Annotated in this window: 7 protein-coding genes; 3 read left to right on the top strand and 4 right to left on the bottom strand. The window is 45.4% G+C overall.

Annotation, left to right across the window (positions count from 1 at the left end):
• Positions 1–53: 53 nt before the first annotated feature.
• From acnB to hrpB, 4 genes are all read right to left on the bottom strand, one after another.
• Positions 54–2,651, bottom strand: a complete 2,598-nt coding sequence (gene acnB / locus ACRQQK_RS16015; RefSeq protein ID WP_457513011.1) for a bifunctional aconitate hydratase 2/2-methylisocitrate dehydratase — start codon at positions 2,649–2,651, stop codon at positions 54–56.
• Positions 2,652–2,895: 244 nt separating this feature from the next.
• Positions 2,896–5,121: a patatin-like phospholipase family protein gene (locus ACRQQK_RS16010; RefSeq protein ID WP_457513212.1), complete on the bottom strand. Its 2,226-nt coding sequence runs from the start codon at positions 5,119–5,121 to the stop codon at positions 2,896–2,898.
• A gap of 141 nt (positions 5,122–5,262) precedes the next feature.
• The gene (gene mrcB / locus ACRQQK_RS16005) at positions 5,263–7,623 is read right to left on the bottom strand and encodes a penicillin-binding protein 1B (protein ID WP_457513009.1); all 2,361 of its coding nucleotides are present in this window, start codon (positions 7,621–7,623) and stop codon (positions 5,263–5,265) included.
• Positions 7,620–10,103 carry an ATP-dependent helicase HrpB gene (hrpB, locus tag ACRQQK_RS16000; protein ID WP_457513007.1) on the bottom strand — a complete coding sequence of 828 codons (2,484 nt, stop codon included), beginning with the start codon at positions 10,101–10,103 and terminating at the stop codon, positions 7,620–7,622. Before hrpB ends, mrcB begins: the two co-directional genes overlap by 4 nt.
• 74 nt (positions 10,104–10,177) lie before the next feature.
• Here hrpB and sfsA point away from each other — a divergent pair, with 74 nt between their 5' ends.
• The 3 genes from sfsA to gluQRS all read left to right on the top strand — a co-directional run bounded on the left by sfsA (position 10,178) and on the right by gluQRS (position 12,539).
• Positions 10,178–10,933 carry a DNA/RNA nuclease SfsA gene (sfsA, locus tag ACRQQK_RS15995; protein WP_457513005.1) on the top strand — a complete coding sequence of 252 codons (756 nt, stop codon included), beginning with the start codon at positions 10,178–10,180 and terminating at the stop codon, positions 10,931–10,933.
• A gap of 125 nt (positions 10,934–11,058) precedes the next feature.
• Entirely contained in the window at positions 11,059–11,505 is a 447-nt protein-coding gene (gene dksA / locus ACRQQK_RS15990) for an RNA polymerase-binding protein DksA (RefSeq protein ID WP_042484487.1), read from the top strand.
• A 143-nt stretch (positions 11,506–11,648) separates the two neighbouring features.
• On the top strand, positions 11,649–12,539 hold the full coding sequence (gene gluQRS / locus ACRQQK_RS15985; protein WP_457513003.1) for a tRNA glutamyl-Q(34) synthetase GluQRS: 891 nt from the start codon (positions 11,649–11,651) through the stop codon (positions 12,537–12,539).
• Positions 12,540–12,614: the final 75 nt, after the last annotated feature.

Below are 12,614 nucleotides of genomic sequence, written 5' to 3'. Positions count from 1 at the left end.
AACCGCTGATTTTCATCAGCGGTTTTTAACTATTAAAGCTTCACTAACTCAGCTTATGCTGGCTCTTGGAAAATCACAGTGTCAGCTTTCTTGGTATATTCCGCCATGCGGTGGAAGTTTAGGTAACGGTATGTATCCGCAGCAGTTGCGTTAATTTGCTCTGCATATTGTAGGTACTCTTCTTTAGTCGGAATACGACCTATAATTGCACCAACAGCCGCAAGTTCTGCTGAAGATAGATATACGTTTGCACCAGTACCCAGACGGTTCGGGAAGTTACGTGTTGACGTAGACATCACCGTTGATTTGTCCGCTACGCGAGCTTGGTTACCCATACATAGTGAACATCCCGGAGTTTCAATACGAACCCCAGCACGACCAAAGATACCGTAGTAACCTTCTTCAGTTAGTTGATCGCGGTCCATCTTAGTTGGCGGAGCAACCCATAGACGCGTTTCTAGCTGACCATTGAACTTCTCTAGCAGTTTACCTGCCGCACGGAAGTGACCAATGTTTGTCATACATGAACCAATGAACACTTCATCAATTTGAGTGCCTTGAACGTCAGATAGAAGACGAGCATCATCAGGATCGTTTGGCGCACAAAGGATTGGTTCTTTGATGTCAGCAAGATCGATTTCGATTACGTGAGCGTACTCAGCATCTTTATCTGCACTCATTAGCTCTGGGTTCGCTACCCACTCTTGCATCGCTTTAATACGACGTTCAATGGTACGAACATCACCGTAACCTTCAGCGATCATCCACTTAAGCATAGTGATGTTTGAGTTTAGATATTCTTCGATTGAAGCTTGAGACAGTTTCACTGTACAACCTGCTGCAGAACGTTCTGCAGAAGCATCTGAAAGTTCGAATGCCTGCTCAACCGTTAGGTGCTCAACACCTTCGATTTCTAGTACGCGACCAGAGAATTCATTGATCTTACCTGCTTTCTCTACAGTCAGTAGACCTTGCTTGATACCGTAGTAAGGGATCGCATGTACTAAGTCACGTAGTGTGATACCCGGCTGCATTTCGCCTTTGAAACGAACCAAGATAGATTCAGGCATATCAAGAGGCATAACACCCGTGGCTGCTGCAAACGCAACCAGACCAGAACCCGCAGGGAAAGAAATACCTAATGGGAAACGAGTATGTGAGTCACCACCCGTACCAACGGTATCTGGAAGCAACATACGGTTTAGCCATGAGTGGATAACGCCATCACCCGGACGTAGCGATACACCACCACGGTTCATGATGAAATCAGGCAGTGTGTGGTGAGTATTAACATCGACAGGTTTTGGATACGCTGAAGTGTGACAGAATGACTGCATCACTAAGTCAGCAGAGAAGCCTAGACACGCAAGGTCTTTCAACTCGTCACGAGTCATAGGGCCCGTAGTATCTTGAGAACCAACCGTTGTCATTTTCGGCTCACAGTAAGTTCCTGGGCGGATACCTTCTACGCCACACGCTTTACCGACCATTTTTTGAGCTAACGTAAATCCTTTACCGCTGTCAGCAACAGGAACTGGACGACGGAACACATCAGATGCACTCAAACCTAGAGATTGACGAGCTTTATCTGTTAAACCACGACCAACGATCAATGGGATACGACCGCCAGCACGCACTTCATCAATCAGTACGTCAGTTTTTAGTTTGAAGGTAGCCAGTACTTCACCGGTTTCATGGTTGCATACTTTGCCTTCGAATGGATAAACGTCAATTACGTCACCCATGTTCATTTTCGATACATCAACTTCGATTGGTAACGCGCCTGCATCTTCCATAGTGTTAAAGAAGATTGGAGCAATCTTGCCACCCAGAACATAACCGCCAGCGCGTTTGTTTGGAACGAATGGAATGTCGTCACCCATGAACCAAAGCACAGAGTTAGTCGCTGATTTACGAGATGAACCCGTACCTACAACATCACCAACATACACTAGCTGATGACCTTTCTCTTTAAGCGCTTCGATTTGCTTAATTGGACCAATACTGCCTGGTTGATCAGGATTAATGCCGTCACGTTCGTTTTTCAGCATCGCTAGAGCGTGTACAGGGATATCAGGACGAGACCATGCATCTGGAGCTGGTGACAAATCATCCGTGTTTGTCTCACCTGTCACTTTAAATACAGTCAGAGTGATTTTTTCTTGTAGCGCAGGTTTAGATAGGAACCATTCTGCGTCAGCCCAAGATTGAAGGACTTGTTTTGCGAATTCATTACCTGCTTTTGCTTTCTCTTCTACATCATAGAAAGCATCAAACATAAGCAGAGTATGAGATAGAGCTTCAGCAGCAATAGGCGCTAGTTCAGCGTCATCAAGAAGTGAAACCAGTGGCTCGATGTTGTAGCCACCTTGCATTGTGCCTAGTAGTTTTGCAGCTTTTGCACGACTGACTAGAGGAGAGGTTACATCCCCTTTCACGATAGCCGTTAGGAAACCTGCTTTAACATAAGCAGCTTCATCAACGCCTGGTGGAATACGGTTTTCAAGCAGATCAAGGATGAATTCTTCTTCACCTTGAAGGGGATTCTTTAACAGTTCAACAAGTCCAGCAACTTGCTCTGCATCTAGGGGTTTAGGTACAACTCCTTCAGCGGCACGCTCTTCGACGTGTTTACGGTAGGCTTCAAGCACGACTTTTTTCCTCTCATTGCGGTTCACCTAATAATTATAAAAATGTAAGTGAACATCCTTGGAAACTTGGCTCTCCGTTGCCCTTGTTTTCATTCAAATTTGACTGAGAAACAGCGCCCTAGAGGCCAAACTGTGGGCGACAGAATAGCAAATTTAACGATAAATTAAAATCTCATCATTTTGACCAACATAGCAACTTAAGACTAAAGTTTGACGATTCTCACTACGAAACTTTATCTCAGCATTACTTAAATGTTGTTCCCAGAATCAAATATAAAGAATCGAAATTATTCTCTGTACGTCCATAACCGAACATAATTGGTCCTATTGGTGAATCAACACCTGCAAACACAGACGCCGCACCATACAAAGGAGCCGTATGTAGACGTAAATCGGGGTCAGACCAAACGCCTCCGTACTCAATCGACGCCCCAAGATATACCGGTGACGTGAAGAGTCCGAAATCGTTGTCAAACCAGCGATAACGATAAATCAGGCTAGTAAACGCTTTATTTTGTCCAATCAGACTATTACGCGGTATACCTGACAAATTCAAAAATCCACCGATGGTTTTAGGATCAATCGGTGTGGAAGAGTTCTTACTTTTTACAATTCCGTATTCTGCATTTCCGACCAAAGTATGGCGTTTATAGCTCTCTGCCGCGACGAATTTAGACGACATTTCATACACAGTATCTTCGCCATCGTCTTCCACTACAGACGAATTGGAATAGGAATCATCATGAGAAATGAGAAATTCCAAGTCAAAATAGATACCTTGAGTCGGCAAACTGAAACTGTCTAAGGTGTCGACCCGATAACTGGTAAATAGACCTTGGCGTTTAAAAGAGACATCACCGATATCAGGTAAATTTGAGAGTTCCGCACTGCCATCTGTGTAACGAATACCAATTTTGGCTTCATTCCACAATGCAGTCTGATAGCCAACCGCAGCTTCTGCTACCCATTCCTGATAAGAGATAGGTACATAATTTTTGCTTGCTTCTAGATCGGTATTATCAAATCCACTCACCGGAACATTTCGTTTGTCGTTTGTATAACGACCAGACAAAGTGGTAAATGCTTTTTGAGTTGAGAATAAAGGCGAATAGAATTCTGCTTCGAGGAGCTTATCTGTCCCCCCATCCACATTGATCAATACACCTGCACCACTAGAGTTCAGATCAGTAAAGTTAGTCGAGATACCAATCGAGTATTGGCTATCAGTGGTAAAGTCGTCTTCTAAGAAAAAGCGGAAATTGGCATAGTTTGGCCCCCACGATTTTTCTCTCACATCGATGACTAACTCTTCATCACCCTCATTTTCTTGATATTTGTAACTGACCAGTTCAAATCTATCTAATGCATAAAGATTTTCGACGCGCGCTTCAATTTCTTCGGTCGTCAACGATTTACCTTCTTCAAGATCCAAAAGGTTTTGCAGTAACAGATCGCTGTAATGAGTATTGTTGTGAAGAATGACTTTGTCGACAACAACCTCATCACCATGTTTCAGTTCACGCCTGCGCTCTTCTTTTTCATCAATGTATTTCTGGTAATCCGCACTGCTCAGTGACAAATGAGATAACGCCTGATGATTTTCCATTGCTGCCTGATAGCCCTTCTCAAAAGCATCTGGCATACGCTCGAATTCAGTGGTCTCCATCTGCCCCACTTGAGGCTTTAGAAAAACATCGTCATCCGTCAACATATCGGCTTGGTCTTGAGTACTGCGGCGAACAAGATAGTTTGACAGTTGATCAGCCATGGTTAAGAAGTTGGTAAAGTCTTCCTGAGCTTTGTAATCGGTACTGATATCTACCGCAATGACAATGTCCGCGCCCATTTCTCTGGCAACATCAACAGGCATGTTATTGGTGACACCACCGTCCACCAGCAGATGTCCATCAACTTCATACGGAGGTAACGCGCCGGGAACAGACATGCTCGCCATCATGGCGTCAACCAGATAGCCTTTATCGAGCACCACAGGTTGAAGTTCAACAATATCCGTTGCGACCGCGCGATAAGGAATGGCAAGCTGATTGAAAGATTCAAACGGAGATAGGTTGCCAGTGGTCACACGCAGAATACGTAACATATTCTGGCCTTGAACCACGCCTTTAGGAGCGCGCACTTCCCACCAGTGGATACCTAAATCCGTTGTCAGTTGATAACGGTCTTCGTACTCTTTATCGCGCACAAGACGTTGACTACGACTTACGCGATCGCGATAACCACTGTTCCAGTCAACGCTATAAATCAGGCTTTCTATTTCAGAGGCGCTCATACCCGTGGCATACAAACCACCAACATAAGCCCCCATGCTAGTGCCAGTCACGATATCGACAGGAATGTGCATTTCTTGCAGCGCCTTTAGCACACCGATATGTGCCGCACCTTTAGCACCGCCGCCTGCGAGTACCAATGCAATTTTAGGGCGTTTGGGTTGGGGCTGCTCTATTTGAATAGACTTCGTTTGTGGATCCGCTGCGTTAGCGAAAACGCTAAACGGAGCCACCACATTCGCCAAGCAGATAAAACAGAGTAACTTATAAGTCACACTACGCCCTCAATCCCTTAAAATTCAAATTACTATAAACGTCGGTCTCTACCACTGGAAGAGTTTTTTTATCCATTCCACAGGGCGATTCTCACACTGCTTTTTCCAGTCGCCATTAGGATCCCAAACCGGTAGTTTAAAGTCGTTGCCACAGTCCAGAGCCAGAGCTCCACTGCTCTTGTTCGAAAAGCCCATCGTCGTCACGCCCTTCGGCCATGGCAGAACCAGTTTCTCTGGAATCCGATAATGCAGATATTGAGCATACACACGCAGGGCACCACTAGAGCCAGTTAAAGCGGTTGGCTTGTTGTCATCTCGTCCGAGCCAGATTGTCGTAACTTCTCGACCATCAACGCCCACGAACCAGCTATCTCGGCTGTCATTACTGGTCCCCGTTTTTCCAGCAAGCGCCGCCCAAGCAAACTGGTTTTGTAGATAACGCCCTGTTCCTTCTAACACCCCACGTTTCATGGCGTATGTGGTGAGCCAAGCCGCTTGTTGATCGACAGCTTGATACACTTTAGGAATCGACTGGTATAGAACATTGCCTTCTAAATCCAATACCGAACGTAGCGCAGACATCGGTGCTCTTTTGCCAGAGTTGGTTAACGTCTGATACATCTGTGCCACCTGATAAGGTGAGAGCGAGAATGAACCAAGTAACATTGAAGGCACAGGGCGAATTTCACTTTTATCTACCCCCAGTTGCTGCAAGGTATCTGAAACCTTATCGATACCCAGAGACATCCCCAATTGCACCGTTGGCACGTTCAAAGATTTAGCCAAAGCCATATACAAAGGCACATCACCTCGGTATTGGCGGTCAAAGTTTCTTGGACTCCAAACGCTGCCTTCACTGCCTTTTAATGAGATTGGTTTATCCACTAAGGTGGTCGCTAAGTTGTATTTTTCAGGCTGAGCCAATGCGGTGAGATAAACCGCTGGTTTCACTAAAGAGCCAATCGGTCTTCGCGCATTTAGTGCACGGTTAAATCCATCATAGCCCGCTCGTTTACCACCCACCATAGCGCGAATTTCACCACTATGACGGTCAACTGCAATCGCTGCGGCTTCCAAATCTTTGCCTGCTGTTTTTTCTAACTCTGGAACTTTATTGGCGATCGCTTGTTCCAGTTTGGCTTGCGATACAGGGTCAAGAGAAGTGAAAACACGCAATCCTGAATCTGATTTAAAATTACGTCCCAGTTTTTCATTCAGCTCTATAGAAAGCTGCTGGAAATAAGCTGGCTGACGGCTCGCAATGCGCGCCACTTTTTGCACATCCAACGGACGAGTCACCGCTTGCTCATACTGTTTAGCGGTTAGGATGTCTTGATCCATCATCAGACGCAGAACTAAGTCTCGACGCTCTTTTGCTCTTTCTGGATAGCGCATAGGGTTGTAGTAGGAAGGTCCTTTGACCATGCCCACCAGCATTGCTAGTTGATCAATGCGCAGCTCTTGTAACGGCTGACCAAAATAAAGGCGAGACGCCAGACCAAAACCATGCACACCTTCTTTACCATTCTGACCTAAATAAACTTCGTTCAGATACGCTTCAAGAATGCGGTCTTTGCTGTAACGGTAATCAATGATCAACGCCATATACGCTTCACGTAGCTTACGCCACAAGGTTCTGTCACTGGATAAGAAGATATTTTTGGCTAACTGCTGAGTCAGAGTACTGCCACCTTGTACTGTGCGACCCGCTTTGAGGTTCACTACCATAGCGCGCGCAATTGCCAGTGGAGAGACTCCATCGTGTTGATAGAAGTGTCGGTCTTCGGTGATCAACAGTGCATCAATCATTACTTCTGGGAACTGCTCGCGACGTAAAAACAGTCGTTGTTCTTGAACATTTTTCTCAAGCATTCCAAGCATCTTTGGCTCTAAGCGCAGATAGCCAAGATCGCCCTTTTGCTCCAATGACTGGATACGCTGTACACCATTTTCATCGAAGTTGATCATAACGTGGCGATCTGGTTCTGGGCCGTCAGAAAACTCAAACGGACGACGAATCATCTCAATACGTGTTGAAGACGCTGAATACTCGCCTGCATATCTTGGGTTAGCGACTTTTCTGTAGTTCAGTACATCCAGCTCATTACGAAGCTCTTTAATACTTAAGTTGTCTCCGGGTGCAATTTCCAGAATTCTGGCATAAACAACCGTAGGCAAATCAAATAGCTGCCCTTCGAAGCGGTGCTTAATCACACTGTCGAGATAAATACCGGCAAAGATCAGTAAAGCGATGACGGAAACACCTACTTTCCAACCAATCCCCCACAACCGCTTTAACCAAGACTTAGGGCGGTTCGGTTTGTTTGACTGAGTGCGAGATCTTGAAGACGGTTTAACCGCTGTTTTTCTTTTACTTTCCGATTTCGGGTTACTGCGTTTATTTGTCATGAATTCAATTGTCGTTTTGTTTTAGTAGTTGCAACGTGATTTGCAGGATCGTCTGGCCAAACATGTTTCGGGTATCGGCCTTTCATCTCTTTTTGCACTTCTTTATATGCACCAGCCCAAAAGCCTGCGAGATCGCGCGTCACCTGTAATGGTCTTTGCGCTGGTGACAGAAGTTCCATCACGATCGCTTGACGCCCTTTGGCAATAACGGGTGACGTTTTTTCGCCAAATACTTCCTGCATTCGAACCGATAACACCGGCTCTTTGCCACATTGATAACGTATTCTCTTATGTGTTCCGGTTGGTAATACATGGTCAACCGGCAACCATTCATCTATCTGCTGATTGAGCGGCCACCCCAGCCGAGCATTAAGTGCTTCAATAAGAGGTACTTTCTGCAAAGCTTTCACTGAGGTAATGCCAATCAAGTAAGGCTCTAACCACTCTCTTAGCTCGCTTAATAAGCTCGCGTCATCCATCGCAGGCCACTCTTCATCATTGAGCCATTCAATGCCACAGCGCACTCGTTCCAACCACTGTACGGTTTGTTCGCTCCAGTTTAAAACCGAAAGACCTTTACGCTCGACATAATTAAGCAAGGCTTGCGTCATTTTTTGTTTATCAGGTTCAGGTAAGAATCGACGTCGAATAACGACTTCACCCAAACAGCAACGTTCTTCGGCGACAAGCCGCCCGGCTTTTTCATCCCAATCCACCTGTTCACTGGTGGCAAACAAAAAACCAAATTGAGATTCCAACGCTTCTATATCCAGATCCAGTGCGCAAAAGATCCGGCTGGACTGGCTTATTTGGTTTGATGAACCCAGCGAACGCATAAGCTCAAGGGCGACCACATAATCACTTCCCGCCAGAGGTTGTGACTCATCGATAAAAGCACCATGCCCGTTTGCCAGCAAAAACTGACCATATCCCTGACCTCGCTTCTGAGCAATACGGTCTGGAAAAGCTAAACAGGCAACCAGAGGCAACAATGAACTCTTTACCTGACTAAGAGAAAAAACCACATCCAGCTTATTGGCTAAGGTGTTCGCTCTTTGCGTCATTTGTTTAGATTTAGGATGATTTCCCTGTTGCCAGCGATGCAAACTGTGTTGCAAATCGAGTATCTGTCTTTCAGGCTCTTCAAGCAGCGCGGCTAATGCTATTGCGCTATTGAAAAGTGTGGAATTCTCGTTTTCCACTTTTAGCAACATGGCTGCAATTCGGGGTTCAACACCCAAGCGATGCGCCTCTTTACCCATTGCTGTTAACTGATTTTGCTTATCCATCAGCCCTAAAGATTGCAACAGTGATGAAGCCTGATTCATCGCCGAAGCCGGCGGTAAATCTAACCATTGCAGCTCATTGGCGTTTTTGACACCCCATTGAGCCAGTTCCAGCATCAGCGGTGCAAGGTCACTTTGCAGAATTTCCGGCGCTGAAACTTTCGGCTGCTGATTAAACTGAGCTTCACTGTATAAACGGACGCAAATACCTGCTTCTAAACGACCAGCACGACCAGCGCGCTGCTCGGCGGACGATTGGGCAATCCTAACCTGTTCTAAGCGGGTGATTCCGGTTTTCAAATCAAAACGCGCCACGCGTTCCAAACCAGAATCCACCACCATGCGAATGCCTTCAATGGTCAGTGATGTCTCTGCAATATTGGTAGCCAGAACCACTTTACGCTTTCCTTGCGGCGCAGCTGAGATCGCCTTTTGTTGCTCAGCAAAACTCATCTGCCCGTAAATCGGGCACACATCAACTTCACTTGGAAGATCACCGAGCTGATCCGCTAATGCGGTGATGCTTGCAGCACCCGGTAAAAAAGCGAGTAGAGAACCTTGTTCGTTCAACATTAAGGTTCTGATTTGTTTTGCCATTGCAGGAACCAAAGGCTCGTTAACACCTATGGGCTGATAACGAACATCAATCGGATAACCTCGACCTTGTGACTCAACATATTCCGCTAAAGGCAATAACTGTTGCAGTGCAGCTTGATCTAATGTCGCAGACATCACGATGATTTTAAGATCGTCACGAAGTACCGATTGCACTTCTAAACTCAGCGCCAAAGCCGTATCAGCGTGAATGCTCCGCTCGTGGAATTCATCAAAGATCAATGCGCCGATGCCATCCAACTCAGGATCGTTTTGAATCATGCGCGTCATAATGCCTTCAGTCACCACTTCCAAGCGGGTATCACTACTGACTTTTGTTTCTCCTCTCACCCGATAACCCACAGTTTTCCCGACTGATTCACCCAGTTGCTGAGACAGGTAACGAGCAATGTTTCTCGTTGCCAATCGTCTGGGTTCAAGCATAATAATTTTCCCATCAACTAAACCCGATTTCAGTAACGCGAGCGGGAAATAGGTCGACTTACCCGCACCGGGAGCCGCTTTTAAAATCAGTTGGGGAGAATGCTCAACACCTGCAAGCAAATCAGGTATTACTGCGAGAATCGGCAGCTGTGACAAGAGAATGTCCTTATGTTTAAATATCCCAAATTAACAACCAAAGCATTGTACATAAAAACAGTACAGGGATCTCGATGCAATTTATACCAGCGCTTGAACGCGCCACATTAATTAAACGCTACAAACGATTTCTGGCAGATGTTGAGTTAAAAGATGGAAAGCAAATCACTATTCATTGTGCCAATACCGGTGCGATGACGGGGTGTGCTGAACCGGGAAACCAAGTTTGGTATTCAACCTCCGACAATCTTAAGCGCAAGTATCCTAATAGCTGGGAACTAACAGAAACAGCGCAAGGCCATCGAATTTGCATCAATACTGCGCGAGCAAACCAACTTGCGGTTGAAGCAATCCAAAACGGCACAATTACAGAACTGCAAGGTTATGAGCAGTTACGCACAGAAGTTAAGTATGGTACTGAAAATAGTCGCATTGATATCTTGCTCTGTAGCGAATCTAAACCAAACTGTTATGTAGAAGTGAAAAGCGTGACTCTTTTAGATGAGCGCAATATCGAGACTGGAGAAGAGAATCAACGTATAGGACAAGGCTATTTCCCCGATGCAGTCACCACTCGTGGGCAAAAACACTTAAGAGAACTGTCAGAAATGGCCCAAAGTGGGAGCAGAGCCATACTTTTGTTCACGGTTTTACATTCAGGGATTGAAAAAGTCTCTCCAGCTCGCCATATAGACGCGAACTATTCACAATTGTTAACAATGGCACAAGAAGCAGGCGTGGAAGTACTGTGCTACAAAGCAGAACTTTCAGACAATGAAATACAACTGGTATCGGCAATCGAATTTTCCCATCAATCGTCAAAAAATTGATGAAACCTCCACATTGACGATAACTTTGTAAAACAGTGTTTGCCTCAGTTACTTCTTTTTGCTATAGATACCCGCCTTAAATTGACTGCGATAGCAGTTGACTAGGTGTTAGTAGGAGATGCTGTATGCCAGAATCCAAAAAGAAAACGCTAGGCATCCTAGCCATTGCAGGTGTTGAGCCATACCAAGAAAAAGCCGGTGAAGAGTACATGTCACCTGAGCAAGTGGCTCATTTTACGAAAATTTTACAAGCTTGGCGCAACCAGCTCAGGGAAGAAGTTGATCGCACTGTTCACCATATGCAGGACGAAGCGGCAAACTTTCCAGACCCTGTTGACCGTGCTTCTCAAGAAGAAGAGTTTAGCCTAGAACTTCGCAATCGTGACCGTGAACGTCGTTTGATTAAGAAGATCGAAAAGACACTGGACAAGCTAAAAGAAGATGACTTCGGCTTCTGTGAGTCTTGTGGTGTTGAAATCGGCATTCGTCGCTTGGAAGCTCGCCCTACTGCTGATCTTTGTATCGACTGTAAAACGCTTGCAGAAATCAAAGAAAAACAGATGATGGGTTAACCCCAACAGATGTCACGAAGGGAGCAATTGCTCCCTTTTTGTTTTGCTGTTTTTTCACAAATGTCAGTAAAGATAGCTAATAACTGCATAAAGTTTGATACTTACACTTCTTCTATCCATCTTGTTAAGTAAATATAGGCATTATGAGTTACGTTGGTCGTTTCGCCCCTTCTCCTTCTGGGCCATTACATTTTGGTTCATTGGTCGCCGCTTTAGGCAGTTACTTCCAAGCCAAATCGCAACTTGGTCAATGGTTAGTAAGAATTGAAGACCTCGATCCACCAAGAGAAATGCCCGGCGCTGCCAGCCTTATATTAAAGGCATTAGAAGCATATGGATTAGAGTGGGATGGAGAGGTTGTTTATCAGAGCCAGCGACACCATTTATATCAACAGCAAATCGATCATTGGCTCGCATCTGGCCAAGCTTACTTTTGCCAATGCACGCGTAAACAAATTAAAGCAGCGGGTGACTTCTATCTTGGGACATGCCGAGATAAAGGATTAACAAACCGCTCTGAATGCTCAGTGCGACTACGGATGGATCATCCGGTCTCGTCATTCATCGACCTGAAACACGGCGAGATGACAATACCTGAAGCACTAAGCAGAGAAGATTTCATTATTAAGCGTCGAGATGGTTTGTACGCTTATAACTTAGCAGTAGTGATTGATGACATTGACCAAGGTGTCACAGAGGTTGTACGAGGCGCAGATCTGATTGAGCCAACAGGCCGTCAAATCAGCTTGTATAAAACGCTCAACCAAGCACCGGTAAGCTATCTGCATTTGCCGCTTGCAATGGACATCAACGGCAATAAGTTATCTAAACAAAACCATGCAACAGCGATTGATCCTAACACCCCTAAGCCAACGCTAATAAAAGCGATGCAGTTTTTAGGGTTTAACTTCCCCAAGGAAATCGCAGGTGGTCAAATTGATGAGATCATCGATTGGGGAACAAAGAATTGGCATATTGAGCAGCTTCCACAGCAGATCGAGATCACACCAAGATTCTCAAATGACGCCTTGTAAGCTATTATTAGCCGCAAATCCAGCCAGTTTGGGTTGTAATCGAATAGATGAACAACACAAAAGGCAACACCAATC

The organism is Vibrio sp. C8, assembly GCF_054051265.1.
The sequence above is the reverse complement of the archived record's forward strand: the minus strand, read 5'-3'. Positions and strand labels throughout refer to the sequence as shown.

Coding starts and splice junctions, on each gene's coding strand:
- mrcB (WP_457513009.1), bottom strand. CDS start 7,623: ATGACAAATAAACGCAGTAACCCGAAATCGGAAAGTAAAAGAAAAACA.
- sfsA (WP_457513005.1), top strand. CDS start 10,178: ATGCAATTTATACCAGCGCTTGAACGCGCCACATTAATTAAACGCTAC.
- dksA (WP_042484487.1), top strand. CDS start 11,059: ATGCCAGAATCCAAAAAGAAAACGCTAGGCATCCTAGCCATTGCAGGT.
- gluQRS (WP_457513003.1), top strand. CDS start 11,649: ATGAGTTACGTTGGTCGTTTCGCCCCTTCTCCTTCTGGGCCATTACAT.